Origin of the sequence: Lysobacter niastensis, from assembly GCF_015453285.1 — a bacterium.
Classification (GTDB): Bacteria; Pseudomonadota; Gammaproteobacteria; order Xanthomonadales; family Xanthomonadaceae; genus Lysobacter_J; species Lysobacter_J niastensis.
Genome location: NZ_JADLZT010000013.1, coordinates 14,779 through 39,492, shown reverse-complemented (window position 1 = coordinate 39,492; position 24,714 = coordinate 14,779). Strand labels below are relative to the sequence as shown.

Annotated in this window: 28 protein-coding genes; 8 read left to right on the top strand and 20 right to left on the bottom strand. The window is 67.0% G+C overall.

What is annotated here, in order from left to right; translation table 11 throughout:
- Positions 1-7 precede the first annotated feature (7 nt).
- Genes IU514_RS18515 through IU514_RS18505 form a run of 3 tightly spaced genes read left to right on the top strand, consistent with a single transcriptional unit; the run spans position 8 to position 3,414 of the window.
- Positions 8-1,516: an arylsulfatase gene (locus IU514_RS18515; protein ID WP_324187868.1), complete on the top strand. Its 1,509-nt coding sequence runs from the start codon at positions 8-10 to the stop codon at positions 1,514-1,516.
- 18 nt (positions 1,517-1,534) lie between these two features.
- Complete coding sequence (locus IU514_RS18510; protein ID WP_194932630.1) at positions 1,535-2,464, top strand: HAD family hydrolase; 930 nt, start codon at positions 1,535-1,537, stop codon at positions 2,462-2,464.
- Positions 2,461-3,414, top strand: a complete 954-nt coding sequence (locus IU514_RS18505; RefSeq protein ID WP_194932629.1) for a formylglycine-generating enzyme family protein — start codon at positions 2,461-2,463, stop codon at positions 3,412-3,414. The genes IU514_RS18510 and IU514_RS18505 overlap by 4 nt, the downstream gene beginning before the upstream one ends.
- Before the next feature lie 18 nt (positions 3,415-3,432).
- Here IU514_RS18505 and IU514_RS18500 read toward each other — a convergent pair whose 3' ends face one another.
- Entirely contained in the window at positions 3,433-3,798 is a 366-nt protein-coding gene (locus IU514_RS18500) for a hypothetical protein (protein WP_194932628.1), read from the bottom strand.
- A gap of 150 nt (positions 3,799-3,948) precedes the next feature.
- Between IU514_RS18500 and IU514_RS18495 the strand changes: the two genes are divergently transcribed.
- The 4 genes from IU514_RS18495 to IU514_RS18480 all read left to right on the top strand — a co-directional run bounded on the left by IU514_RS18495 (position 3,949) and on the right by IU514_RS18480 (position 6,272).
- Entirely contained in the window at positions 3,949-4,593 is a 645-nt protein-coding gene (locus IU514_RS18495; RefSeq protein ID WP_194932627.1) for a MarR family winged helix-turn-helix transcriptional regulator, read from the top strand.
- 91 nt (positions 4,594-4,684) lie between these two features.
- On the top strand, positions 4,685-4,921 hold the full coding sequence (locus IU514_RS18490) for a thioredoxin domain-containing protein (protein WP_194932626.1): 237 nt from the start codon (positions 4,685-4,687) through the stop codon (positions 4,919-4,921).
- 10 nt (positions 4,922-4,931) lie between these two features.
- Positions 4,932-5,675 carry a hypothetical protein gene (locus IU514_RS18485; protein WP_194932625.1) on the top strand — a complete coding sequence of 248 codons (744 nt, stop codon included), beginning with the start codon at positions 4,932-4,934 and terminating at the stop codon, positions 5,673-5,675.
- A 51-nt stretch (positions 5,676-5,726) separates the two neighbouring features.
- A complete protein-coding gene (locus tag IU514_RS18480; protein ID WP_194932624.1) occupies positions 5,727-6,272 on the top strand; it encodes a redoxin domain-containing protein in 546 nt (181 codons plus the stop codon).
- A gap of 9 nt (positions 6,273-6,281) precedes the next feature.
- On the opposite strand, the gene IU514_RS18475 is transcribed toward IU514_RS18480, so the two are convergent.
- The 12 genes from IU514_RS18475 to IU514_RS18420 all read right to left on the bottom strand — a co-directional run bounded on the left by IU514_RS18475 (position 6,282) and on the right by IU514_RS18420 (position 19,036).
- On the bottom strand, positions 6,282-6,710 hold the full coding sequence (locus IU514_RS18475; protein WP_194932623.1) for an EF-hand domain-containing protein: 429 nt from the start codon (positions 6,708-6,710) through the stop codon (positions 6,282-6,284).
- A 69-nt stretch (positions 6,711-6,779) separates the two neighbouring features.
- Positions 6,780-7,220, bottom strand: coding sequence for an ion channel (locus IU514_RS18470; protein WP_194932622.1), 441 nt, complete (start codon positions 7,218-7,220; stop codon positions 6,780-6,782).
- 16 nt (positions 7,221-7,236) lie between these two features.
- Entirely contained in the window at positions 7,237-8,286 is a 1,050-nt protein-coding gene (locus IU514_RS18465; protein WP_228760863.1) for a DUF2955 domain-containing protein, read from the bottom strand.
- Positions 8,287-8,298: 12 nt separating this feature from the next.
- Entirely contained in the window at positions 8,299-9,432 is a 1,134-nt protein-coding gene (locus IU514_RS18460) for an HlyD family secretion protein (protein ID WP_194932621.1), read from the bottom strand.
- Positions 9,429-10,991 (bottom strand): efflux transporter outer membrane subunit, encoded by a 1,563-nt coding sequence (locus IU514_RS18455; RefSeq protein WP_194932620.1) that lies wholly within the window; start codon positions 10,989-10,991, stop codon positions 9,429-9,431. The genes IU514_RS18460 and IU514_RS18455 overlap by 4 nt, the downstream gene beginning before the upstream one ends.
- A 6-nt stretch (positions 10,992-10,997) precedes the next feature.
- Positions 10,998-12,113 carry an AI-2E family transporter gene (locus IU514_RS18450; protein WP_228760862.1) on the bottom strand — a complete coding sequence of 372 codons (1,116 nt, stop codon included), beginning with the start codon at positions 12,111-12,113 and terminating at the stop codon, positions 10,998-11,000.
- A 201-nt stretch (positions 12,114-12,314) separates the two neighbouring features.
- Positions 12,315-15,791 (bottom strand): hybrid sensor histidine kinase/response regulator, encoded by a 3,477-nt coding sequence (locus IU514_RS18445; RefSeq protein WP_194932619.1) that lies wholly within the window; start codon positions 15,789-15,791, stop codon positions 12,315-12,317.
- Positions 15,792-15,861: 70 nt separating this feature from the next.
- On the bottom strand, positions 15,862-17,283 hold the full coding sequence (gene cls, locus IU514_RS18440) for a cardiolipin synthase (protein WP_194932618.1): 1,422 nt from the start codon (positions 17,281-17,283) through the stop codon (positions 15,862-15,864).
- 93 nt (positions 17,284-17,376) lie between these two features.
- Positions 17,377-17,700: a hypothetical protein gene (locus IU514_RS18435; protein WP_194932617.1), complete on the bottom strand. Its 324-nt coding sequence runs from the start codon at positions 17,698-17,700 to the stop codon at positions 17,377-17,379.
- Positions 17,697-17,924 (bottom strand): hypothetical protein, encoded by a 228-nt coding sequence (locus IU514_RS18430; protein WP_194932616.1) that lies wholly within the window; start codon positions 17,922-17,924, stop codon positions 17,697-17,699. The genes IU514_RS18435 and IU514_RS18430 overlap by 4 nt, the downstream gene beginning before the upstream one ends.
- Positions 17,925-18,092: 168 nt before the next feature.
- Positions 18,093-18,401, bottom strand: a complete 309-nt coding sequence (locus tag IU514_RS18425) for a YkgJ family cysteine cluster protein (RefSeq protein WP_324187867.1) — start codon at positions 18,399-18,401, stop codon at positions 18,093-18,095.
- A complete protein-coding gene (locus IU514_RS18420; RefSeq protein WP_194932615.1) occupies positions 18,398-19,036 on the bottom strand; it encodes a class I SAM-dependent methyltransferase in 639 nt (212 codons plus the stop codon). Before IU514_RS18420 ends, IU514_RS18425 begins: the two co-directional genes overlap by 4 nt.
- Positions 19,037-19,526: 490 nt before the next feature.
- On the opposite strand from IU514_RS18420, the gene IU514_RS18415 reads away from it, so the two are divergent.
- A complete protein-coding gene (locus tag IU514_RS18415; RefSeq protein WP_194932614.1) occupies positions 19,527-19,718 on the top strand; it encodes a hypothetical protein in 192 nt (63 codons plus the stop codon).
- 53 nt (positions 19,719-19,771) lie between these two features.
- On the opposite strand, the gene IU514_RS18410 is transcribed toward IU514_RS18415, so the two are convergent.
- The 7 genes from IU514_RS18410 to IU514_RS18380 all read right to left on the bottom strand — a co-directional run bounded on the left by IU514_RS18410 (position 19,772) and on the right by IU514_RS18380 (position 24,713).
- Complete coding sequence (locus tag IU514_RS18410) at positions 19,772-20,350, bottom strand: DUF3011 domain-containing protein (RefSeq protein WP_194932613.1); 579 nt, start codon at positions 20,348-20,350, stop codon at positions 19,772-19,774.
- Positions 20,347-20,754 carry a penta-EF hand family protein gene (locus tag IU514_RS18405; RefSeq protein ID WP_194932612.1) on the bottom strand — a complete coding sequence of 136 codons (408 nt, stop codon included), beginning with the start codon at positions 20,752-20,754 and terminating at the stop codon, positions 20,347-20,349. The genes IU514_RS18410 and IU514_RS18405 overlap by 4 nt, the downstream gene beginning before the upstream one ends.
- 192 nt (positions 20,755-20,946) lie before the next feature.
- The gene (gene rpmG / locus IU514_RS18400) at positions 20,947-21,114 is read right to left on the bottom strand and encodes a 50S ribosomal protein L33 (RefSeq protein ID WP_194932686.1); all 168 of its coding nucleotides are present in this window, start codon (positions 21,112-21,114) and stop codon (positions 20,947-20,949) included.
- 7 nt (positions 21,115-21,121) lie between these two features.
- Positions 21,122-21,358: a 50S ribosomal protein L28 gene (rpmB, locus tag IU514_RS18395; protein WP_194932611.1), complete on the bottom strand. Its 237-nt coding sequence runs from the start codon at positions 21,356-21,358 to the stop codon at positions 21,122-21,124.
- Between the two features lie 266 nt (positions 21,359-21,624).
- Positions 21,625-23,394 (bottom strand): DUF885 domain-containing protein, encoded by a 1,770-nt coding sequence (locus IU514_RS18390; protein WP_194932610.1) that lies wholly within the window; start codon positions 23,392-23,394, stop codon positions 21,625-21,627.
- 196 nt (positions 23,395-23,590) lie between these two features.
- A complete protein-coding gene (locus IU514_RS18385) occupies positions 23,591-23,917 on the bottom strand; it encodes a lipid-A-disaccharide synthase N-terminal domain-containing protein (RefSeq protein ID WP_386760312.1) in 327 nt (108 codons plus the stop codon).
- Positions 23,918-23,990: 73 nt separating this feature from the next.
- On the bottom strand, positions 23,991-24,713 hold the full coding sequence (locus tag IU514_RS18380; RefSeq protein WP_194932608.1) for a glycosyltransferase family 2 protein: 723 nt from the start codon (positions 24,711-24,713) through the stop codon (positions 23,991-23,993).
- Position 24,714: the final 1 nt, after the last annotated feature.

The window sequence follows — 24,714 nt, the reverse complement described above, 5'->3', positions numbered from 1 at the left end:
GATGGCCGTGGCCAAGAAACAAGATGCCAAACCGAACATCCTTTTCATCATGGGTGACGACATCGGCTGGTTTAATCCCAGCTGCTACAACAGCGGAATAATGGGCTATAAAACGCCCAACATCGACCGCATCGCAGCGGAAGGCGCCCGTTTCACCGACTGGTATGCGCAGCAAAGCTGCACCGCCGGACGCGCCGCCTTCCTCACCGGACAATCGCCGATCCGCACCGGCCTCACCAAGGTGGGCCTGCCCGGCGCCGATCTCGGGCTAGGACCCGACGATCCGTGCATCGCGCAAGTGCTCAAGGCGCAAGGTTATGCCACCGGCCAGTTCGGCAAGAACCATCTCGGCGACCGCGACGAGCACCTCCCGACGATGCACGGCTTCGACGAATTCTTCGGCAATCTCTACCACTTGAATGCCGAGGAAGAGCCGGAGAATGAGGACTATCCGAAGGATCCGAAGTTCAAGGAGAAGTTCGGCCCGCGCGGCGTGCTCAAGTGCAAGGCCGACGGCAAGGGCGGACAGACGATCGAGAATACCGGCCCGATGGGCAGCAAGCGGATGGAGACCGTCGACGAGGAATTCCTCGCCAGCGCCAAGGACTTCATCAAGCGCAACCACGATGCCGGAGGGCCGTGGTTCTGTTATTTCAACTCGACCCGGATGCACGTGTTCACGCACCTGAAAGCGGAGTCGAAGGGCAAGACCGGGCTCGGCCTCTATCCCGATGGCATGGTCGAGCATGACGGTCATGTCGGCGAGTTGCTGAAGCTGGTGGACGACCTTGGTGTCGCCGCCAACACCATCGTCGTGTACACCACCGACAACGGCGCCGAATGTTTCACCTGGCCCGATGGCGGAACGACACCGTTCAAAGGCGAGAAAGCGACCAATTGGGAAGGTGGCTTCCGCGTGCCGTGCGTGATCCGGTGGCCGGACGTGATCAAGCCAGGGACGATCGTGAACGACATCTGCGCGCACGAGGATTTCCTGCCTACGTTCGCTGCGGCGGCGGGCGACGGCGATGTCGTCGATCGCGCAAGGAAGGGCGGGAAGATCGGTGACAAGAGCTTCAAGGTGCACCTCGACGGATACAACCTGATCCCGGCCTTCAAGGGCGAGACGGAGCAATGGCCGCGTGAAGGCTTTGCCTATTGGAGCGACGACGGCGAGCTGATGGCAGTGCGAGTCCGCCAGTGGAAGGTGGCCTTCATGGAGCAGAACACCGAGACGAATCACAAGACACCGCTCGGCGTCTGGCAGGGCGGGTTCACCGGACTGCGCGCGCCCATGTTGTACAACTTGCGGTCAGACCCGTTCGAGCGCGGACCCGAAAGCATCTACTACGGCGACTATTCCGCGCATCGGATGTTCCTGTTCGTGCCCGCACAGGCAATCGTCGGCAAGCTGCTCGAGACCTTCAAGGAGTTCCCGCCGCGCGCCAAGGCCGCGAGCTTCACTGTCGGCGATGCGATGGACAAGATCGCGACGGCGAGTCCAAACCAGAACTGACACCGGAGAGGAGCGCGCATGACGAGCAGCGATGTCGAGTGCATGGAATGCTGGAACGACGGGCCACCCAAGGAAGCCATCGTCGACTTCGTCGAGCGTGTCACCCGCGAAGGCGGTCCGGACTACGTCCCACCCGCCGAGCGGATTGCCGCCTTCGACAATGACGGAACCCTGTGGTGCGAGTTCCCGATGCAGGTGCAGGTGTTCTTCGCCCTCGCCGAAGTGAAACGGCTGGCAGCCCAGGATCCCTCGTTGCTGCAGAAGCCGGCGTTCAAGGCCATGGTCGACGGCGACCTGAAAGCGCTGGCGTCGCTGCCGAAGAAAGAGGTGTTCGAGCCCGCCTTCGCCACGCATGCCGGGATGACGGTGGAGGAGTTCCACGAGAACGCGCAGCGCTGGCTGGCGCAGGCGAAGCACCCCACGCTGAAGCAGCCGTTCACCCAGGGCGCGTACCTGCCGCAGTGCGAACTGCTGACCTACCTGCGCGTCAACGGCTTCAAGACGTACATCGTCACCGGTGGCGGCGTGGAGTTCGTCCGCGTCGTGGCGGAGGAGCTGTACGGCATTCCGCCGGAACAGGTGATCGGCTCCAGCACGAAGATGAAGCTCGACACCGTCGACGGAAAGACGGTGCTCCGCAAGCTGCCCGAGCTCGCCAGCTTCGACGACCGCGACGAGAAGGTCGTGAACATCGCCCTGCATATCGGCCGCCGGCCGATCTTTGCCTTTGGCAATTCCGACGGCGACCTGGCGATGATCCGCTACACGCTGGGCGGAGACGGTCCGCGCATGGCGTGGTACCTGCATCACGACGATGCCGAGCGCGAGTTCGCCTACGACCGCGATTTCAAGCTGAGCCCGCTGCGCGAAGGCCTGGATCGCGCGGCGGAGTACGGTATTGGTATGGTCAGCATGAAGAACGACTGGCGAGAGGTGTTTGCCCGATGACAGCCGTACTCCCGCAGACTCCGGCGGCTTCGCTGGAAAACATGGTCCGCATTCCCGGCGGAACCTTCATGATGGGTTCCGACCAGCACTATCCCGAGGAAGCGCCCGCCCACAAGGTTTCGGTTGATCCTTTCTGGATCGACAGGCATTGCGTCACCAACGCGCAGTTCGCGCGCTTCGTTGCCGAAACCGGCCACGTCACTCTGGCCGAGCGCCCCGCCAATCCCGACGACTATCCCGGCGCCGACCCCGCGCTGCTGGCGCCGTCGTCAGTCGTGTTCGTGCAGCCTCCCGGGCGCGTCGACCTTCGCAACCATTACAACTGGTGGAACTACGTGCAGGGCGCGAACTGGCGCCATCCGTATGGCCCGCAGTCGTCGATAGAAGGAAAGGAAGATTTTCCGGTCGTGCACGTCGCCTTCGAGGACGCGCTGGCGTACGCGGAATGGGCCGGCAAGTCGCTGCCGAGCGAAGCCGAGTGGGAATTCGCAGCGCGCGGTGGGCTGGACGGCGCCGAGTTCTGCTGGGGCGATGAAATGACGCCCGGGGGCCAGTACATGGCCAACACCTGGCAGGGCGAGTTCCCGTGGCAGAACCTGGTCGAGGACGGCCACGCGCAGACCGCGGCGGTGGGCTCGTATCCACCCAACGGTTACGACCTGTACGACATGGCCGGCAACGTCTGGGAATGGACCACCGACTGGTACCAGCAGCACGGCGAGATCCAGCAACACGCCTGCTGCACGTTGCACAACCCGCGCGGCGGCAACCTCGAAGGCAGCTTCGATCCGCGCAGCCCGCAGGTCAGGATCCCGCGCCGCGTCATGAAGGGCGGCTCGCACCTGTGCGCACCGAACTACTGCCGGCGTTATCGCCCGGCCGCGCGCATGGCGCAGCCGATCGACACCTCGACCTGCCATCTCGGGTTCCGCTGCATCGTGCGGGAGTGATCCCGCACCACACGTTCGTCAGGTTTGCTGGCCGGCGAACACCACCGCAGAACCGAACGCGGCCAGCAGCGTGCAGGCGGCATACACCAGCAACATCGCGCCGGTCGCCAACGCACCGTGCCTGGCGCCGCGGGAGCGGAAGAAGTAGTACGGCAGCGCGACAACAGCCAGCGCGATCACGCCGACGTTGAGCCACGGCGAGCGTCGATAACCACGTTCGCTCGCGTCCAGGTGGTACCAGGCGAACACCAGGAACAACGACACCAGCGTCCACGCCATCGCCGACGGCGGGAAGTCGATGCCGGGGTAGAAGTACTGGTCGACCATGCCCGACACGAACGAGGTGGCGGCCATGGCGATCAGCACGCGCTGCTTCGAGTTCAAGCGATTTCCCCTGCGCCGCTCGGCGCTGTCCCTGAATGGATCGTCGGCGTCGTGCCAATGACGGGTCAAGCCTCAGCCTGAATGCGCGGGCGAGGCCGGTCCGACGAACGGCGCTTGATCTATACAGTTAGGAGTCCTAAGTTAATTGCCATGACAACGCCTACCTCCCCTCGCGAACAGGCCGCCGCCGGGCTGGAACAGCTGGCCTCGCTGATCCGGGCTCAGTCCTGGCGGCCGGACGGGACGCCCTCGCTGCCGCCGACGCAGGCCGCGGTGATGCGGATGCTGGTCGGGTCGTCCGAGGGCATGAAGGCACGGCAGATCGCCGAGCGCCTGGGCATCTCGGCGGCGAGCCTCAGCGACTCGCTCAAGGCGATGGAGTCCAAGGGTTGGATCCGGCGCGAAGCCGACCCGGCCGACAAGCGAGCCTCGCTCGTGCGCCTGGCTCCTGCCGGTGAGTCCATCGCCCGACAACTTCGCGAACCCGGGCAAGGCATCGCCAGCCTGGTGCAACCGATGCACGAACGCGACGTCGGCGCACTGCTGCGCGTCACGCAGCTCCTTGTGCTCGAGGCGCAGCGCCAGGGCCTGGCCACCGGCGCACGCACCTGCCTGGGCTGCCGCTTCTTCCGCCCCAACAGCACCGGCGACGCGCGGCATCCGCATTTCTGCGAGTTCATCTCGCAACCGTTCGGCGATCCCGAGCTGCGCACCGACTGCGCGGAGCAGTCGCCCGCCGACGCTCACCGTCTTGCCGCGAACGCCGAAGGCTTCCGGCTCCACGCACCGCCCTGAGGCGGAAACAAATGGGCGGCGCCCGACTGCCATCGGACGCCGCCCGGATCCCCCACCCACCCGATCAAGAGCAAGCAAGAGGAACGAAAGTATGCGCCAGAAGGCCGTTTTCTATCACGCCGGTTGTCCCGTCTGCCTCGACGCCGAGCGTCAACTCGCACAGTCGCTGGACCCGCAGCGGTATGAAGTCGAGATCGTCCACCTCGGCGAGGCGCGCGAGCGCGTTCGCGAAGCCGAGGCGGCAGGCGTGAAGTCCGTGCCTGTCCTGCTGCTAGGCGGCATCCCGTTGCACATCAACTTCGGCGCCGATATCGCCGACCTGCACTGAGGACATCGCCATGAAGACGCTAACGCTCGCCCTCGCGCTGGTCCTGGGCGCTACCGCCGCACACGCGCACGATGGCGCGAAGCACCAGGGCGGAATCCAAGTGAAATCGGACAAGGCTGTCAAAGCCGATTTCGACATCATCCACGCCAAGATCACTACCGAGAAGAACATCGCCACGTTCCACATGGCGGTATCGGGCAAAGCCGGGCAGACGCGCCCTGCCGCCACCGGCAAGCTCGCCGGCAGCGACGTGTTCTCGTACGTGTGGCCGACCAGCATCGATCCTTACGAAGTTGGCTTCGAACGCGGTGCTGGCATCCTGGCGATGGCGATCACCGCGCACCCGGATTTCGACGACACGCCGCTCTACGACGAGAACGGCGACGGCAAGCGCGACAACGACGGCAACCTGTGGCACAGCCATTGGGTCGTGCTGAAGCCGAACGAGGCGTGCGGCCCCGGCGCGCTGGCGGTGGTCGACATCCCCGAAGGCCAGAAGCCGCGACTGCCGAAGACCTGGCCGGGCCTGCCGATCCTGCTCGACAGCCCGGGCTGGAGCCCGACGCTCACCTCCGAGACCGTCGAGGTGAAGGTGCCGTTCGACGACATCGGCGTGGTCACCGCCGGCAGCTTCGACGGCGTCACCGCCGGCCTGCGCGTCAACGCCAGCGTGCACGCTCCGCTGCTGTGCGTGGTCGACGTGTTCAAGGTGGCTTCGGGCGACCTCAGCCTGCCCGGCAAGCCCAACAAGTGACGGAGTGACCGGCATCGGCGCGTCCGATGCCGGCATCCGCGGAGAGATTTCATGACACAGCTTCATCCCATCGCGCCGGCCTGGCAGGTCGAGCGCTGGTTCAATACCGACAAGCCGCTCAGCCTGGAGTCGCTGCGCGGCAAGGTCGTCGTGCTCGAAGCGTTCGAGATGCTGTGCCCCGGCTGCGTCAGCCACGGCCTGCCGCAGGCGCAGCGCGTACATGCGACGTTTCCGTCCGACCGCGTGGCCGTGATCGGGCTGCACAGCGTCTTCGAGCACCATGAGGCGATGCCGCCCGTCGCGCTGAAGGCATTCCTGCACGAGTACCGCATTCCGTTCCCGGTAGCAGTCGACCAGCCCTCCGCCACCGGCCCGATCCCGGAGACGATGCGTGCCTACGCGATGCGTGGCACGCCGACGCTGACGCTGATCGACGCCGAGGGCCATATCCGCCACCAGCATTTCGGCCAGGTCAGCGACCTCGTGCTCGGCGCGCAGATCGCCACGCTGGTCAACGAGGCGATGACGCTGGACACGGCGGAACGCACGCCTGTTGCCAGCGGTGGCCGCTGCGACGGCGACGCCTGCGAGGTGTAGGAAAGGGCGTTACGGCCTGACGCGGACGCCGAAGCCGGAACGCAATTCGGCCACGTCGAGGTTGCCATCCCGATTGCGGTCGAGCCACGTGAAACGCATTTCCGTCGCGCGACGCAGTTCGTCCTCGTTGAGCTGGCCGTCGCGGTCCAGGTCGGCGATGACGATCCGTTCGGAGGCCGAGGTCGCGCCGTCCTCCTGCGCGCCACCCATGAGCGACTGCAGCTCGGCCGCGGACAGTTGCTTGTCTCGGTTGCCGTCCATCGTCTCGAACGCGACATCGCTGTCGTACTCGTACTTGCTCACCACGCCGTCCTGGTTGACGTCGAGGAATGCGAAACGAGCCTCCGCCGGCTCGGCCGTTTCCTTGTCATGGCCCATGGCCGGCACGGCAACACACAGGGCGATCAGCAACGTGGCGATGCGGGGAGCGCTGGACATGGTCGGTTCCGGATGCGTGAAGTACCTGCATGGCGCAACGCTACGGCAGCCGGAAAGCGGACAGCCCGGTCAGACCCTTCCGCTCCGCGCCGCCCGGGTCTTGCTGAAGGCGTCCTGCAACGTCGTCATCAGTGCCGCCGTCGAGACGCCGATCATCAGCACGCCGTTGATCGCCTCGAGTGCGCCGAGCAGACGGTGGCGCTCGGACATGACGATGTCGCCGTAGCCCAGGCTCGCGAAGTTGACCGCCGAGTGGTACACGGCCGCGTCCAGCGTTTCGAACTCGCCCAGCAGCATGAACACGACAGCCCAGACCACCAGCTGCACAAGATTGCCGAGCACCAGCAGCGTCATCACGGAGTTGAGCGTGAGCAACGTCGACCAGAGCGTGGGATTGCTCCCCAGGATGTCGTGGCGCGAGTAGTAGCGCAGCGCCACCACGATCAGGACGGACTGCAGCAACAGGCAGACCGCCATCGTCGAAAGTCCAATCACGACATTCAGCAACATGGCAGGTCTCCAAGGGTCATGCGAGGCGGGTGCGACGGGCGATCCGGTAAGCGCGAAGCCGCTCCAGCACCAGGATCGCCAGCCAGGCATACAGCGTGACCGCGACGAACAGGGCGAACCGTTTGGCGAAAGCTTCGTAAACGTCGCCGCCCTTGCTGTCCTCCACTGCAGGACCGATCAGGATCAGCATCGTCACGCCGACGTTGATCCAGAAGGAGGCCGGTAGGCGCGTGGCGATGGCGCCGTACAACTTGCCGCCCAGGTACAGGCCGAACAGCAGCATCCACAACGCGAACATCCACAGGCCAGGCCACAGCTTCAGTGCGAACCAGAACACGAAAGCGAAGACGCCAGCCAGCAATGTGGATCCGAGCAGCTGGTAGCCGGCGGCACGCGCGGTGATCGCTGAGCCCTGCTGCCCAAGCAGGACCGCCTTCATGATGATCGCCATGTAGGCAGAAGGATTTGAGAGGGCCATCAGCACCGGCGGCAACACGATCGCGGTGGTTCGCAGCGCGATCCACAGCGACTGATGCATGTCGGTGGCCGCCGCCTTGGGCGAAGTGGCCGTGACCCGGTCCTCCGGGAAGAACGGATAGACGATCCACTGGCAGACGATGGCCAGGCCGAGGCCGATCAGCAGGGCCTCCACGATGGCGCGGGCAAGGGCGTGCTCCATGAGCCCGGCGGCAGGAATCATCGTGATGCCGATCGTCAGCAGCGTCGCCACCGCCCCCTTTCCCAGCCCCACGCTCATGTAGGTGCTGACGAACAAGCCGGCCGCGATCATCATCACGCCCGTCAGCGGGTAATGGCGCAGCACCGGTGTGAGCACCAGCCCGGCGCCGAGGGTGATGGCCACCACCAGCATCAGGCCGAGCAGGCCTTTCGGGCCCATCGGCGGAGCCGGCGCCGCCGTCAGGGTGATCGCAAGCAGGGGCGCCAGGAACGGCAACGGCATCGCCAGACCGTAGGCCAGCGCCAGTGCGAGCGCCGCAACGGTGCCGAACCGGAACGTACGCCTGGCGGCCAGTGGCATCACGGCATGGGGCTCAATCGTGCTCATCAGGATCCGAGCTCAGTAGGCGTAAGTCAGCCAGCTCGCGACGCGGATGTAGAGCTTGCCCAACAGCCGCAGGGGCCCGCCGCCTTCGCCATACGCGATGACCGCCGCCTGCCCACCCACGCGCAGTTGCTCGCGCAGCGCGGAGTCCTGCGCGGCGTCGAAGCCGACGATCACGGGGAAGCGTTGCGATTGCCGCAACCAGTCGCGATCGTTCTCGACGCTGGGCAGCGTGCCTGCAGGAGGATTGCTTCCCTCACCGACGCCCAGGCCAATGCTGCGCACCGAGCCCTTGAATACGCGCCCCGGAAGGACGTCGAACACGATGTCGACCGGGGTTCCCACCTTCATGTGGCCGAGGTTGTTCTCGGTGAACTCGGCGTTGATCCATACGTCGTGGATGGCGACCAGCGTCAGGACCGGACTGCCGGTGCCGGCATAGAGGCCCACGTCAGTGCGCAGGTCGGTGATGACGCCGTTCGACGGCGCCCTGACCACGGTATTGGCAAAGTCCAGCTGCGCCTTGTCGACTGCGGTCAGCGCGGTCTGCAGCACCGTGTTCTCCTCGACGCGGTCGCCACCCATCTGGTCGATCGCGCGCCGGATGTCGGCCTCGGCGGCGGCCACCTGGGCAGTCGCCTGCTGCAGAGTGGCATCGGCGATCTCCTGGCGGCGCACCGAAATCGTGCCGGGATCTTCCTCGCGCAGGCGGCGCAGGCGTGTCGCATCCTGCCGCGCCTTCACCTCGTTGGCGCGCGCCGCCTGCAGGTTGGCGCGGGCGGCTTCCACCGTCGAGGCGCCGGCACCGACTTGCCGACGCGCGTGGGCGAGATCGGAACGGGCCTTGTCCAGGGCAATCCGGTACTGCGACCGATCGACTTCCAGCAACGCCTGCCCCGCCTTGACGGTCTGGTTGTTGCTGACGGACAGCCGGGTCACCGCACCGGCGACCTTCGGCGCCACGCCCACCACGTAGCCCTCGATCCTGGCCTGCGACGTGTACGGCGTGTAGCGGTCGGCGAGCAGGTACAGCACCAGACTGAGCGCGATCACGCCGGCGACGATGCGTCCGCCCTTGCGGACGGAGCGCGCCGCTGCCTGGCCACCATCGCCTGCGGCGGCGGCAGGTTGTTCGTCGCTTGCGCTCATCTCTGGCTCCCCGTCTCGATGGGCGGCTCGTGCAGTCTGTCCGGAAGCGGTGCGGTCAGCAGATCGCCCCAGTCGGTCCTTGCCCGCATCTCGTCACGGACCGGTTGCGGCACGATCGCCTCCATCGGCATGTCCACCCAGCCGCCACCGAAGGCCTTGTACAGGGTGATGACCGCGCTGATGTGCGCGCTGTCGTTGAGCAGTTCGCGCTCGGCCTGGGTGAACATGACCCGCTGTGCGTCCAGCACGCGATCGAAGTCCGCATAGCCCTCCTGGTAGAGCGTGTTGGCCAGGTCGAGCGAGCGCTCCGCGGCACGGGCGGCGCCACCCAGCGGTTCCTGCTGCTCGCCCGTCTTGACCACGACGATCGCGGCATCGTCGATCTCCTGCGCGGCAAGCAGGGCGCTGTTCCTGAACTGTTCGATCGCCTCTTGCAGCCGCGCATCCTGCAAACGCACGTTGTTGCCGATCCGGCCGTAGTCGAAGATGTTCCATCTCAGCGCAGGGCCGGCCGCGAAAGTCCGCACTTCGGGGCTGCCGTCGACGCTGCTGGTGGACCAGCCGATGCTGCCCACGAGCGAGATGGCCGGGAAATAGTCAGCCTTCGCAATCCCGATCTGGGCCGACTGCGCCGCGACCTGCCACGCCGCGGTGCGCACGTCCCGGCGTCGCAACAACAGCCGGGCCGGAAGGTCTCCGATCGCCACGGCCCTGACGTCCGGCAGGGGGCCACTCACCGATGCCAGTTCCGGCATGTCGCCCGGCAACCGTCCCAGCAGGGCCGACAGGGCGTTGCGGATCCTGACCAGGTTCGACTCCAGCTCCGGAATGAGCGCCACCGTGCCCAGGTATTGCGACTTTGCCGACTGCAGGTCCAGTTCCGATTCCTCGCCGCTCTCGAAGAGCCGCTGGGTGATCTCGAGGCTGCGCTTCTGGATCGCGGCGTTCTTCCTGGCAATGTCGATCCGGAGCAACGTCGTGCGGTACGCGTAGTACAGGTCCGCCACCTGCGCGCTCAACAGCACCTGCACGTCCTGCTGGTTGGTGATCGAGGCGAAGAACCCCGCTTCCGCGGACTCGACGCCGCGCTGGAAGCGACCCCAGAAATCCAGTTCCCATATCAGGTCGAAACTCGCGCTGTAGGCGGTGAAGTGCTGGTCCTTGTCGGGCGCCTGTCCCCCGCTTTCGTGGTTGTCGACATAAGTGGCCGCGCCGTTGACCTGCTGCACCTGCGGATAGCGGTTGGCGCCAGCGATGCCGAGCACGGCCCGGCTCTCCAGGATCCTCAATCCGGCGATGCGCAGTGTCGGATTTTCCCGGCGTGCGGTCTCGATCAGGCCGTCCAGCACCGGATCGTTGAAGGCACGCCACCAGAAGCGCAGGTCGACCTGCGTCTGCTGCTCGGGGCTTTCGACCTGGCCATACAGGTCGGACTGCCACGCCTTGAGCCAGGCCAGTTCGGGCTCCCGGTAGTCCGGACCGAGGGTGGTGCATGCGGTCGCCAACGCGGCCGCCGCCACGACAGACGCGATGCCGAGTCCTCGCGCCCCCTGACTCATGGTCGCCTAGCTGGGATCGCCAGGCGGAGTCGCGGTGGCGGCCTGCTCGTCCTCGTCGACCCAATCGACGAAGAGCGTGTAACCCACGGCCAGCAGCACCGCGCCGATGAAAAGGCCGGTGATGCCGGCCGACGCCATTCCGCCGATCGCGCCGATCAGGATCACCAGCATCGGTGCGTCCACGCCGCGACCTAGCAGCAACGGCTTGAGCACGTTGTCCACCGCGCCGGCCAGGACGAAGACCACGGTGAAGACGACCTTGAGGAGCGTGGACATCTCGTCGTCCGCCACCCACAGATAGATCACGGCAGGCAGCGCGATGATCAGCGCAGGCAGTTGCAGGATGCCGAGGAACATCACCAGCAGCGCGAGCACCCCCGCTGCCGGGATGCCCGCGAGCAGGAAGGCCATGCCCAGCAGCATGGCCTGGATGAAGGCCACGCCCACCACGCCAGTGGCCACGGAGCGTACGGTCGCCACCGACAGCTGGACCAGCCGCGGCCCGCGCTCGGGATCCGTCAGGCGCACGACGATGCGTTCGATGGCACGGCCGCCTTTCTTGGCGTAGGCCATCATCACGCCCGCCACGGCGATGGCGGCGAAGAACAGCAGGGCCGCCGCCGCGCCGCCTCCGGCCAGCGCCAGCGCCTTGCGCGAATACTCCCGGATGAGATCGAGGTTCCCCTTCAGGAACGCCGGCAGGTTGGAGGCCGCCTCGCTCCACGCGGCGTATAGCGGCTGGCCCACCAGCGGCCATTCGGCGATCTTCGGGTTGGGCGCCGGGACCGCCAGCGTGTGGTTTTCGACGGCGGTATGCAGGTCGCCCAGCTGGATGGCGACCGCGCCGCCCAGCAGCACGAGCGGGATGCCCAGCAGCAGCAGCAGCGCCAGCACCAGCACCGTGGCCGTGAGTCCGCGCCGGCCGCCGAACCACCGCAGCATGCGCATGTACAACGGGTAGAGCGCGATGGCCAGGATCATGGCCAGGATCACGAGACCCGAGAAGGGCAGGAACACGCGCACGCACATGATCACCAGAAACGCGATCAGCCCCAGCTGGATCAGCGTTTCCATCAGGTCCGTGGTCACCAGCTTGCGAAGCGTCGCCTGGTCTATGTTCATTTGATGGACCCTCCGGATGTCCGCCCGGACCTACGTCCAACAGGCCCTGCTTCGATGCCTGCAGCGAAGCACATGCGGCCCGACACCGCTTGGCGGGCCCTCCCCGTACTACGTCACTCGACCGTGGACTCGGCCAAACCTCCGGGCGATCCGAGGCAGGGACTCGCCCCGCCGCCATCGATCCCGGATCCGGGCAGTCCGCTACGCCTGCGCCACCTGCCGCTGCGCCGCCAGGAATGCGCGCAACGAGGCCGGCTTGACCGGCTTGGTCAGCACGCTGCAGCCGTGCTCGCGTGCGGCGAGCTTGAGCGCGTCGCTGCCGTCGCCGGTCAGCAGCGCGGCCGGCAGCTGGCGACCGGATTGCGCGCGCAACGCGTCGATCACGCCCAGGCCATCGAGGCGGTCGTGCAGGTGGTAGTCGACCAGCGCAACATCGGGTTGCTCGGACAGCAGCGCGAGCGCGCCGTCGACGTTGACCGCGCTCAGCACGGTCACGCCCCAACGCTGCAGCAGCGCGCGCATGCCGTCGAGGATCTCGCGATCGTTGTCCACGCACAGCACGCGCAGTCCGGCCAGCGAGTCGCCGCCGATGACGAGGTTCGACTCCGGCAAGGGCGCGGCATACATCGCGCGGCCGAACGGCACGGTGATCGAGAACACGCTGCCGATGCCGACCTTCGAACGCACGCGCAGCGGATGGTCGAGCGTGCGCGCGATGCGCTGGCAGATCGACAGGCCGAGGCCGAGGCCGCGCTCGCCGCCGATGCCGGGCTGATCGAAGCGGCGGAACTCGTCGAAGATCTGTTCCAGATGATGCTCGGAGATGCCCGGCCCGGTATCCCACACCTGCAGCTCGACCGCGCCTTCGCGCACGCGCGCGGCGATCAGCACGCCACCCTGGCGGGTGTAGCGCAGCGCGTTGGCCAGGAAGTTCTGCAGCGCCCGGCGCAGCAGGCGGCGGTCGCTGCGCACCGGACGCGGCCGATCCGGCGCGCGCACGCGCAGCTGCAACCCGCGTCCGGCCGCCACCGGCGCGTACTGCGCGACCAGCTCGCGCAGCAGTTCGTTGACGTCGAAATCGACGATCTCGATGCGCAACGCACCGGCGTCCAGCCGCGAGATGTCGAGCAGGCCATCGAGCAGGTCCTCGGCGGCGCGCAGCGAGGCATCGACGCGTTCGGCCAGGTGCGCCTGCTCGCCGGTGTCCTGCGATTCGCGCAACGCGGTGGCGAACAGCCGCGCGGCATTGAGCGGCTGCAGCACGTCGTGGCTGATCGCGGCGAGGAACCGCGTCTTCGACTGCTGCGCCGACTGCGCCTCGCGCGTGCGCTCCTCGACGCGCTGCTCCAGCGTCTCGTTGATGACCTTCAGGTCTTCTTCCGCGCGCTTGTAGTCGGTGACGTCGCTGTAGCTGGTGACATAGCCGCCACCCGGCAACGGGCGTCCGCGCATTTCGATGACCTGGCCGTTGGCGCGAACACGCTCGAACACGTGCGGCGCGCCTGCGCGCAGGTGGGCGAGGCGCCTGCGCACCTGCTCGTCGATCGCGCGTTCCGAAAGCGGGCCTGCGCCCATCTCGCCGCGCTCGGCGTTCCAGCGGATCAGGTCGCTGACCGGCCGGCCGACGTAGAGCATGCCGTCGGGGTAGTCGAACAGCTCCTGGTAGCGGCGGTTCCATGCGACCAGCCGCATCGCCGGATCGACCACGCTGACGCCCTGGCTGATGTTCTCCAGCGTCGTCGACAGGATCTGCCGGTTGAAACGCAGTTCCTGGTTGGCCTCGTCGAGCAGCGCGACGACCTCGCCCAGTTCCATGCCGGAACCGCGCAATGCCGTGGTGAGTGTCAGTCGCGCCGACGCGGCGCCGATCGCTGAGGCGAGCAGTCGCTCGGTGAATTGCGCCAGCGCACGGTCGGCCGGCTGCTCCGGTTGCCACGGTCGGGCCTGCTGCTGCGCATGCTCCTCGAACGCGCGGCGGGCGTTGCGCTCGCCGACGATGCGCTCGGCCAGCGCCAATAGGTCGCCGGCGCGGACGTTGCCGGCCCAGCCGCCGGGCCCGAGCGCAGGGCGTTGCGCGTAAGGATCCAGGTAAGGCGCGGCCAGCAGTTGTTCCTGCAATCGCGGCCGCTGCCGGACCGACACGAACACGAACGCGCCGATGTTGAACAGCAGCGACCAGAACGCGCCATGCGTCAACGGGTCCCAACCCTGCAGGCCGAACAGCTGCTGTGGCCGCAGCCACTCCACGCCCAGCGGCCCCTGTTCGATCCAGCCGCCTCCCAGCCAGCCCACCTTCGCCAGCGCCGGCAGCATCAGCGTGTACAGCCACACCAGCGCGCCCGCCGACAGGCCGGCGTAGGCACCGGCCCGGCTGGCACCGCGCCAGTACAGGCCGCCGATCAGCGCCGGCGCGAACTGCGCGACCGCGGCGAATGCGAGCAGGCCATGCTGCGCCAGCGTGTCGCCGTTCGCGCCCGCGTAGTGGGCGGCGCCGCGATGGTAGGCGTAGGCCATCATCGCCAGCACCAGGATGGTGATGCGTCGCACCCACAGCACCTGCTTGTCGATGCTGTGCTTCTCGTGCAGTGCACCGCCGCGCAGCAGCAGCGGCATCACCAGGTCGTTGCTGACCATCGTCGACAGCGCGACGCTGGCGACGATCACCATGCCGGTCGCGGCCGAGAAGCCGCCGATGTAGACGAACAGCGCCAGCGTGTCGTGGTTCAACGCCAGCGGCAGCGCCAGCACATACGTGTCGGGCGAGACGCCGCTGCCGGCCAGCAGGGCCTGGCCGGTCAACGTGATCGGCACGACCAGCAGGGTGACCAGCAGCAGGTAGCCGCCGAACATCCAGCGTGCCGGACGCAGGTCACCCGCGTCCTGGCACTCGACCACGGCGACGTGGAACTGGCGCGGCAGGCACAAGATCGCGGCGAACGCGAGCAGCGTCTGCGCGACGAAACCGGCCGGCACGCCGGGCGCGGTCACGACGCTGGCCGCCTGCACCATGCGCTCGGGCAGCCAAGCGGTACCGGGCAGGTGCACCAGCGCGAACAGGCCGATCGCGACGAAGGCCACCAGCTTCACCAGCGATTCCAGCGCCACCGCCAGCACCATGCCGCGGTGGTGTTCGGTGGCGTCGACCTGGCGCGTGCCGAACAGGATCGCGAACACCGCCAGCAGCAGTGCGACCCAGAACGCCGGATCAGCCAGCATGCCGACGTTGCCGGGGACGCCGGCCAGCACCTGCACGCTCATTGCCACGGCCTTGTACTGCAGCGCGACGTACGGCACCGCCGCCACCAGCGCGACGCTGGCGACCAGCGCGGCGAGCCCCGGCGCTCGGCCATAGCGCGAGGACAGGAAGTCGGCGATCGAGACGATGCGGTGCTCGCCGGAGATCAGCACCAGCCGTTCGAGGATGCGCCAGCCAAACGCCAGCATCAGCAGCGGGCCGAGATAGATCGGCAGGAAACCCAGGCCGGTGCGCGACGCGGTGCCGACCGCGCCATAGAAGGTCCACGACGAGCAGTAGACGGCCAGTGCCAGCGAATAGATGGCCGGGCGCAACCAGCGTCCGCGGGATCCGGTGCCGCGCCGGTCGCCGACATGGGCCACCGCGAACAACAGGCCCACGTACGCGACCGACACCAGCAGCAGCAGCCAACCCGGGATCACCGGCAACCCTCTTTTCGCATCGTCGCCCGAGTGTAAGGGCGATCCGGCGCACCGGCACGGAGCCGCATGGCTACATCAGCGAATCGGCCAGCCTGGCAATGCCTTCGCGACTGCGCCGCCAGCGGGGGCGTCCGCTCCAGCGCGCCAGGTCCAGGCGCTCGGCGTCGTCCAGGTAACCGGCCTCGATGCCGCGCAGTCGCGCCACGACGCCGGCGTCGTAACACAGCAGCCCGGCCTCGGCGTTGAGTGCGAACGAGCGGATGTCGAGGTTGATCGAGCCGATCAGGGCGATGCCGTCGTCGACGCTGAGATGCTTGGCGTGCAGGAAGTGTGGCCGGTAAAGCGCGATGTGCACGCCGCAGCGAAGCAGCTCCTCGTAGTAGGCCTCCTGAGCCCAGCGCGTGAGCGGCTTGTTGTTGCTGGCCGACAGCACCAGCAGCACGTCGACCCCCGCCAGCGCGGCGATGCGCAGCGCGCTGAGCGTGGCGTCGTCGGGCACGAAGTACGGCGTCGCCAGCACCACGCGTTCGCGTGCGCGCTGGATCAGCGCGATCACGACGTCGCGCGCGTTCTGGAACGGATACGCCGGTCCGCTCGGCAATACCTGCGCCGCCACGGTGCCCGCGGCGCCGTCGCCGTCGCCGCCACCGACCTCGAGCTGCTCGCCGGTCTCGATCAGCCAGTCGCTGGCGAACAGCGCGGCCAGCTGCCGCACCGCCGGGCCGCGCGCTCGGACGACGAGCTCCCGATTGGGATGGCCGGGAACGAAGCTGGCGTCGGCCAGGTTCTGCGAACCGATGTGGCCGGTGTGGCCGTCGATCACCGCCAGCTTGCGATGGTTGCGCAGGTCCATGCGCGACAGCGAGCGCCATGCCAGGCCGCCAGCGAGCATCGCACGCACGTCGACGCCACTCGCGCGCAGCGGTCGCGCCCACGCGCGCAGGCCCGGCTTCGCGCCGACCGCATCGAGCAGGACGCGACAGCGCACGCCGCGCCCGGCCGCGCGCTGCAGGGCGTTCGCGACGCTGCGGCCGATGCCGTCGTCATACATCAGGTAGTACAGCAGGTGCACTTCATGCGTGGCGGCGTCGATGTCGGCCAGCAGGCGCGCGATCGATTCGTCGTAGCGGTCCAGCAGCTCGACGGCGTTGCCGCTCATCGGCATGAAGTCGCCCACCCGTTCGGCCAGCCGCGCGACGTCCGCGACTTCGTCTTCCACGGACTGCGGCGCCCAACGCAGCTGCTTGAGGCCGGCCTGTCGATGGCGGATCAGCTGCGACGCGCGCGCCTGGCGGATGCGCCGCTGTTTGGCCAGCCACGGATGACCCAGCACCAGATAGAGCGGCAGGCCCAGCAGCGGCACGAACCCGACCAGCAGCAGCCAGCTGCGCGCGGCGGCCGGCGCGCTGCGCGTGGGAATCCACGCCAGCGCCGCCAGGCGGATCAGCCAGTCGAGCAGGAACAGCCAGTAGCCGGGAGACAGGTCGGACATCGCGGCATTGGAGCAGGCACCGGCCGCCCGGAAAGTGAAGGGCCCCGCGGCTGCCCAAAGCCCGGATCGAAGCCGATCCGACCGCCGCTGTCGCTACCAGCCTTTCAGGAGAATGCAGAACAACAATGCCAGGCCCATGAGCACGGTCGCCCGGTATGCCGTCAGGATGCCGGGACGCCGGCTCCTGCAGAAGCGGATGACGCTTTTGTCGCCCTGTTCGAGGAAGCCGTACTCACGCACGTAGCGCGCGACCGCGAAGACACCGGTGGCGGCCCTGGTGCCGGTGGAACCGAACGCCTGCGTCCATTGACCTGGATGACGCGCGCGGAACTGTCTGACAAAAACCGCGACGACGACGTTCTCGATGCCGAAGGCGATGAGGAACGCAACCAGTGCAATAGCCGTGAACTGGTTCAAGTCCCGTGTCGTCGGATGTAGCGTCGCGCTGCGGAGTCGCTCGACAGTTCGGCGTGGCCGCGCGCGTCGACCTCTTCGCGTATCCGGCTCCACATGTCGCTCGGCACCGCGCTCTCATGGAGCTCGCCGAGATAGGCAAATGCCCCGGTCTCTCCGGAAGGCAGGAAACAATCGGGCAGGACCAGACAGGACCCGCTGGGTCGCATGTAGATGGCAAGGATCATGAAGGGCTCGCAGTAGCGGGATGCACGGAGGCCCGAGAGCACGGCGCAGCGACTGCGACCGAGTGCGGCTTCACCATACAGGCTTTACGCCACCCATGCGCACGAGCATGGCGCGAGCGGGGGGCGTTATTCAGTCCCGTCCGCAGCGTGGACGGATGACCGATGACGTCATGCAAGCACGATGTCGATCAGGTGCCGGTCACGGTAACGCTCCCGCTCGGATCGGCAATAGGCGCTGCCCATCGAGAATTTCCGGCATACGGAGGGACGCTGCTCGTAGATGCTGCAGTTCATCTTCGAGTGGTCCACTGCCGCGCACCAGCCGTCCTCGTCCTTTCGCATGACTTCGGGCCCGTCCGGCAACCTGTCGACCAGGTGCCTTGGCACGTTGTCCCCAGGCATGAGCACGACCGTAAGCCGGCAACAGACCGCATCGCAGCGATCACACGAAACCTCCGAGCGCTTCTCCAGCGTCACGGCACTGCCCTCGCGACGCGTTCGGGCGAACGCCTGAACTTCAGCAGGCGAATGCGAAACCTGAAGTCCTGATCGTCGATCGAGGGTCGCAGCACGTTGCCCGCGAATCCCTGCGCCTGCATGGCACGGGTGAATGGCGCGCTCACGCCCCTTCCGGGATCGGTGATGACGATCTCCGCGTTGGGTGCGGCATGCCTGAGCACGAGGCGGCTCAGCCTTGCACCATCGTCGCCTTCACGAAGCACGTCGCTGCCGATGATCAAATCGAATTGTCCTGCATCAGGGTCCGGTACGGCCCAGGTAATGTCGCGGTAGGCGATGCGATCCATCCCGTTGAGGGCGGTGTTGTATGCAAGGAACGCTTCCGCGAGAGGGTGATGGTCACTCGCGGTGATGTCGGCGCCGCGCTTCTTCAGTACCAGGCTCGGCAAGCCGAGACCGCAGCCTATTTCGAGCACTCGAAGACCGGCCACGGCGAATCCGTTCATGGTTTCCGCAAGCACCCTGGCCGATGGCCAGAGGTGACCGAACTGACTCGGTTGCGCGGTATCGGCGCATCGGTTCAGGTCGCTCAAGGCGCGCAGGCGAAAGACATGCGTGCCCACGTTGACCGTGAGCTTGCAGGTGGAATCCAAGCGAGCGCTCCTCTTGCCAGCCGATTTCAGAAGCTGGACGTGTGTGGGCGCGGGCGGGCGACGAATGAAATGTCGGACGAAACGCGGAAATCGTGCCGCGCCACGATGCTACGCCCTTATTCCGCGGAAAACCGGAATTTCTTTCGGTTTGCGCGTCCTGGACCGCACTTATGGCGCATACTCGGGAACACTTACCCGGAAGGATGTGAATGAGCCACCAGGTCGCGCTATTCACCTTTACGCTGGGTACGGGTCAAAGCATCGGTCCGTCTTCATTGCAGGAGCTTTGGAGACGTGCGTGCCAGTCTCCGGATGTATCCGTTGGCAGGCGCGAACCGGGCCATCGCGACGATCGTCCCATCTATACGCTTTTCGCACCCACCAGCCTCGGCGATCTCCCGGCTGTCGAGCTGCGAATTCGCGAACTGCTCGACCATCGCGGATTGCGGGCGTCGTTCATTGCCAGGCACCCATAGGCGCAGGGAGCAGCATGAGCACCAAGAAGAACCAAGGCCGCCCATCAGGGTCGTTCGACTCGAAGCTCGAGGGTGCTCAGGCAAAGCGGATCATCAGTGACCGCATCGCCGAGGATCTGCTGCGATTCAAGGATCGCGGTGGAAGCATCGAAGTACTGGGCACCACCCGGGTGCTGAAGCGGATCGACGAACCGCCTGCCACGTGACGCACCCGGCTACCGCCTGAATGGCGACGCCATGCGCGAAGCAGCGCGCGCGATCAGTAGACGACGAACTCGGCGCGGCAACCGTCGTCGACCCACACCGAATGGCGATCGCGCCCCCACGACTGTCCGTAACGACACGGTGACTTGCTCAGCTGGCGGCGGATGTCGACGTCGCCGCGTGAGCCCGGCAGCGGGCAGCTGACATAGCGGTTGTCGTTGGATTCGCAACGGAAGGAATAGCCGTCGTAACGGCCGTCATCGTCATTGCGGTCGTCGTCGTGATGCTTGGAGGCAAGTACCGCGGCTCCGAGCAAGGCCACCACCGCTGCGGCCGCGACGGCATTGCTGTTGCTGTTTCCGCTGCTGCCGGATGACTGGCTTCCGACGGCGAACTCGGCGCGGCATCCGTGCGTGACCCAGATGCGGTTGCGATCGTAGCCCCAGGTGTCGTTCTGCCAGCAGCCTTGCGAGCTCAACTGCCGCGACAGCGTGACGCCACCGCGCGTGTCGGCCGGGCACGACTGGTACTGGCCGCCGCTGGATTCGCAACGGACGATGTTCTGCGCGTGCAGCACGGGCGCCGCGAGGTACAGCCCCCCGAGCGTGGCAGCGAGGACGAACAGGCGGCTCATCGGCCTTCCTCCTTCATTCCGGCGCGCGCGCGGGCGTAGCTCTCGATCTCGACGGGCTCCAGGATGCCGTCGCGGTTGGCATCGAAGCGGTCGAACACCGGACGCAGCGCATCGGTGTAGTCGTCGAAACGCACATCGCCACTCGCCTGCCGGCTCTCGCCGACCACGACCATGTTCTTCGGCACCTCGTTGCCTTTCAGCACGCCATCGTCGTCGCGGTCGGCATGACCGAAGCGGCGCAGCAGCGAGTTGCGGTATTCCTCGTAGTCGATGCGGCCGTCGCCGTTGCGGTCCATGCGTTCGAGCATGCCCGATGCGGTCACCGGCACCTGGTCGGGCGGCTGCGACCATGCGGGGCACGACACCACGGCCAGCACGCCGGCCAACCAGTACCTGCGCAACATCGCCGCCTCCGGTGGGGGCGCCCGGCAGCCGTCATGGCCGCCGGAAACGGAGCGCTAGCGAAACACGCACGCCGTTAAGCGATCGTGGAAGCGGCGACGGACCGAGGCGCGCGCAAAAGAAAACCCGCCTTGCGGCGGGTTTCCTGTGGAAGCAATCAGCGATGTCGTTCGCGCCAGGCGCGAACGCCTGCATCACTTGATCTTGCCTTCCTTGTACGGCACGTGCTTGCGAACGACGGGGTCGTACTTCTTGACCTCCATCTTGTTCGGGGTGTTCTTCTTGTTCTTGTCGGTCGTGTAGAAGTGACCGGTGCCGGCAGTGGAGATCAGGCGGATCTTGTCGCGCTTGGAAGCCATGATTCAGTCCTCAGATCTTTTCGCCGCGGGCGCGCAGGTCGGCCAGGACGGCGTCGATGCCGTTCTTGTCGATGGTGCGCAGGGCAGCGGTGGAAACGCGCAGCTTGATCCAGCGGTTCTCGGAAGCGACCCAGAAGCGGCGCTCATGGAGATTCGGCAGGAAACGGCGGCGGGTCTTGTTCATGGCATGCGAGACGTTGTTGCCAGTCGTCGTTCGCTTGCCAGTTACTTGGCATACACGGGACATACGCACCTCGAGAGGTAATGAGGCTTCCCTTAGCCAGGGAGGCGGCGGCCCCACCGTCGGCGCCAGACCGGCGACGCGGTACACGATGCGGGGGGTTTCCCTCGCTGCCGGTGGCGGTCGGAATCGTGCTTCCGGACCGCCCGGTCCCGGCCCGTCCCTGACTGGGATGGAATGCCGACCGGACGCAGCGAGCCGCGCATTATGCCCGGAACCCAGGTCCCGGGCAAGCACTTATCCACAGCCCCGGCCGGGGCCGCGGCCGGCCATCAGCCGGCCTTGGGCTTGTCCTGCGCCGACTTGGCGATGAAGGCGCGGACCTGCTGTTCCAGTACCGGCAGCGGCACCGAGCCCTCGCTCAGCAGCGCGTCGTGGAAGGCCTTCACGTCGAACTTCGGTCCGAGCGCCTTTTCGGCCTCGGCACGCAGCCGCACGATCGTGATCTCGCCGAGCTTGTAGCTCAGCGCCTGGGCCGGCCAGGAGATGTAGCGGTCGACTTCGGTGGTGACCTCGTGCTCGCTCAGTGCGGTGCGATCGCGCAGGTAGGCCAGGGCCTGGTCGCGGGTCCAGCCCTTGTGGTGGACGCCGGTGTCGATGACCAGACGGCAGGCGCGCCACATCTCATAGGTCAGGCGTCCGAACTCCTCGTACGGCGTCTGGTAGATGCCCATCTCTTCACCGAGCTTCTCGCTGTACAGGCCCCAGCCCTCGCCGTAGGCGGAGATGTAGGTCTCGCGGCGGAACGCGGGCAGGTCGCCCTGCTCCTTGGCCAGCGAGCCCTGAAGGGCATGCCCCGGGGCGGACTCGTGCAGGGTCAGCGCCGGCAGGTTGTAGAGCGGGCGCGACGGCAGGTCGTAGGTGTTGACCCAGTAGGTGCCCGCGCCACCGCGGCCGCTGGTCCAGAACGGCGCGATGTCCGGCGGCACCGGCACGATCGTGAAGCGGCCGCGCGGCAGCGTGCCGATGACCTTGCCGATCTCGCCGTCTACGCGCTTGGAGATCCAGGCGGCGCGATCGAGCAGCTCCTGCGGCGTGGTCGCGTAGAACTGCTTGTCGGTGCGGAGGAACTTCAGGAAGGCCGCGAACGTGTTTTCCTGGGGCGGGCCTTTAAAGCCCACCTGCTTGATGATCGCGTCCATCTCGCCCTGGATGCGCGCGACTTCCTCAAGGCCGATCTGGTGGATCTGCTCCGGGTCCAGGTCCAGCGTCGTGTACTCGCGGATCTGCTGGCGGTAGTAGGCCTCGCCCTCCGGCATCTGCTCGGCGCCCAGCGTGGTGCGCGCCTTCGGCACGTACTCGTCGCGGAAGAACGCCAGCAGCTGGCCGTAGGCCGGCACCACGCGCTCGCGGATCGCGGCCAGGCCGGCCTCGCGCAGGCGCGCCTGCTCGTCGGCGGGGATGGAGGCCGGCATCTTCTTGAACGGCTCGTAGAAGTTCGACTTCGACGGGTCCTTCAGGTCCGCCACGGCGGCGATGGAGACGTCACGACCGTCCAGGACCGCGCGCGGCACGCTGAAACCGCGCCCCAGACCGGCGCGCATGTTGTCGATGTTCTGGCCGAAGTAACGCGGCACGTCGCGCAGGCGGTCGATGTAGGCGCGGTAGTCCTCGGCGTTGCGCATGTCGCGCCGGCTCATGAAGCTCAGGTTCGACCAGAACGAGGAGTCCGAGTTGAACGGCATCTCGTAGCCGCGCAGGCGCACGTCGGCGGCAAGGTTCTCCACCTGCGCGCGGTAGACGGCGAAATTGACCTGGTTCTGCGCGCCCAGCTGCTTCGCGTCGACGCCGTCGAGCTGGCGCAGCACGTCGTCCCACACCTTCAGCCGTGCCGCCTGGCTGGCCGCGTCCACGGACGGGAGCTGATGCTGGTTGCCGGATGCGTCGTTGTCCTCGTCGGAGGTGCCCAGTTGCGCCTGCCGCCACTGCCACTCCTTCTTGTAGATGGCTTCGAAGCGGGTGTCGGCGGCGCCGGCGAACGCGGCCGTGGAGGCCAGGGCGAGTTGGGCCGACAGCGCGGCGGCAAGCAGCAGGCGTTTCATGCGGGATTGAATGAGTTCGGAAGGCGCGAAGCCCCGATCTTCGCATCCCGCGGGCGGGCGCGGTTGGCCGATGTTGTCTGCCGCGGGGCCGGCCGGTGCTGCCGTCCGTTCGTCCTGAGCGTAGCGAAGCGGAGTCGAAGGATGAGCGGACGGGACTGCCGCCCCTAGGCCGCAACGAACGGCGAAGGACGCCGGCTCAGTGGCTGGCCTTGTCCCGGTGCCAGCCGCGATGCCGGATGTCCAGGTACAGGCTGTAGGCGGCAGTGAAGGACGGGAACAGGTTCTGGATCACGCCCACCGAGTCCTGCTTCTGCGAGAACAGGAAGTAGCTCAGCGTCATCGCGCTGCCGACCAGGCTCATGTACCAGAACAGCCGCGGGATCACCGGCTTGCCGTGCTTGCGCGAAGCGAGGAACTGCACGAGCCAGCGTCCGCCGAACATCAGCGCGCCGGTCAGGCCGATGATCTTCCACGGCGACATGTGCAGGCCGGTCCATTCCAGCCACGCGATCGGGTGGTTCATGAAGTCGAATTCCATGGCCGTCCTCGCTTTGTTTTCCCTTCCGCGACAGGGCCACGGCGGGGAGGGAATCCGATCAGACCTCTTCGGTCCGCGTGACCTTGCCGCGCCGGATCAGCCAGGCGACGCCGCGCAGGTCGGCGATGCCGACCAGGGCGCGGTTGAGGTTGTTGTACTTGGAGACGCCGGCCGAACGCGGACGGTGGTTGACCGGCACGCTGACCGTCTTCCAGCCAGCACGCTGCATCAGCGCGGGCAGGTAGCGGTGCATGTGGTCGAAGTACGGCAGTTCGAGGAAGGCCGCGCGCTCGAACAGCTTGATGCCGCAGCCGGTGTCGGGAGTGTCGTCGCGCAGCATGCGCGCGCGGATCGCGTTGGCCCACTTCGAGGCCCAGCGCTTGCTGCCGCTGTCCTGGCGATTGACCCGCCAGCCGGCGAACAGCTTGATCTCCGGCGCCGCCTTGGCGCGCTCGGCGATCAGCTTGGGAATGTCGGCCGGATCGTTCTGGCCGTCGCCATCGAGCGTGGCGATCCACGTGCCACGCGCGGCCTTGACGCCACTGCGCACGGCGGTGCTCTGTCCGCTCTGCGTGACGTGGTGGACCACGCGCAGCTCAGGCACTTCGGCCTTGAGCGCGCGCAGCACCGCGAGGGTGTCGTCGCGCGAGTGGTCGTCGACATAGACGATCTCGAAATCGGCGACGCCGCGCAGCGCGGCGGTGATCTCGTGCACCAGCGGCGCGACGTTGTCGCGCTCGTTGAACACCGGGACGACGACGGAGAGTTGGGGTTGGCTCATG

Coding starts and splice junctions, on each gene's coding strand:
- IU514_RS18510 (WP_194932630.1), top strand. CDS start 1,535: ATGACGAGCAGCGATGTCGAGTGCATGGAATGCTGGAACGACGGGCCA.
- IU514_RS18505 (WP_194932629.1), top strand. CDS start 2,461: ATGACAGCCGTACTCCCGCAGACTCCGGCGGCTTCGCTGGAAAACATG.
- IU514_RS18495 (WP_194932627.1), top strand. CDS start 3,949: ATGACAACGCCTACCTCCCCTCGCGAACAGGCCGCCGCCGGGCTGGAA.
- IU514_RS18490 (WP_194932626.1), top strand. CDS start 4,685: ATGCGCCAGAAGGCCGTTTTCTATCACGCCGGTTGTCCCGTCTGCCTC.
- IU514_RS18485 (WP_194932625.1), top strand. CDS start 4,932: ATGAAGACGCTAACGCTCGCCCTCGCGCTGGTCCTGGGCGCTACCGCC.
- IU514_RS18480 (WP_194932624.1), top strand. CDS start 5,727: ATGACACAGCTTCATCCCATCGCGCCGGCCTGGCAGGTCGAGCGCTGG.
- IU514_RS18475 (WP_194932623.1), bottom strand. CDS start 6,710: ATGTCCAGCGCTCCCCGCATCGCCACGTTGCTGATCGCCCTGTGTGTT.
- IU514_RS18470 (WP_194932622.1), bottom strand. CDS start 7,220: ATGTTGCTGAATGTCGTGATTGGACTTTCGACGATGGCGGTCTGCCTG.
- IU514_RS18465 (WP_228760863.1), bottom strand. CDS start 8,286: ATGAGCACGATTGAGCCCCATGCCGTGATGCCACTGGCCGCCAGGCGT.
- IU514_RS18460 (WP_194932621.1), bottom strand. CDS start 9,432: ATGAGCGCAAGCGACGAACAACCTGCCGCCGCCGCAGGCGATGGTGGC.
- IU514_RS18455 (WP_194932620.1), bottom strand. CDS start 10,991: ATGAGTCAGGGGGCGCGAGGACTCGGCATCGCGTCTGTCGTGGCGGCG.
- IU514_RS18450 (WP_228760862.1), bottom strand. CDS start 12,113: ATGAACATAGACCAGGCGACGCTTCGCAAGCTGGTGACCACGGACCTG.
- cls (WP_194932618.1), bottom strand. CDS start 17,283: ATGTCCGACCTGTCTCCCGGCTACTGGCTGTTCCTGCTCGACTGGCTG.
- IU514_RS18430 (WP_194932616.1), bottom strand. CDS start 17,924: ATGATCCTTGCCATCTACATGCGACCCAGCGGGTCCTGTCTGGTCCTG.
- IU514_RS18415 (WP_194932614.1), top strand. CDS start 19,527: ATGAGCACCAAGAAGAACCAAGGCCGCCCATCAGGGTCGTTCGACTCG.
- IU514_RS18410 (WP_194932613.1), bottom strand. CDS start 20,350: ATGAGCCGCCTGTTCGTCCTCGCTGCCACGCTCGGGGGGCTGTACCTC.
- IU514_RS18405 (WP_194932612.1), bottom strand. CDS start 20,754: ATGTTGCGCAGGTACTGGTTGGCCGGCGTGCTGGCCGTGGTGTCGTGC.
- rpmB (WP_194932611.1), bottom strand. CDS start 21,358: ATGTCCCGTGTATGCCAAGTAACTGGCAAGCGAACGACGACTGGCAAC.
- IU514_RS18390 (WP_194932610.1), bottom strand. CDS start 23,394: ATGAAACGCCTGCTGCTTGCCGCCGCGCTGTCGGCCCAACTCGCCCTG.
- IU514_RS18385 (WP_386760312.1), bottom strand. CDS start 23,917: ATGAACCACCCGATCGCGTGGCTGGAATGGACCGGCCTGCACATGTCG.
- IU514_RS18380 (WP_194932608.1), bottom strand. CDS start 24,713: ATGAGCCAACCCCAACTCTCCGTCGTCGTCCCGGTGTTCAACGAGCGC.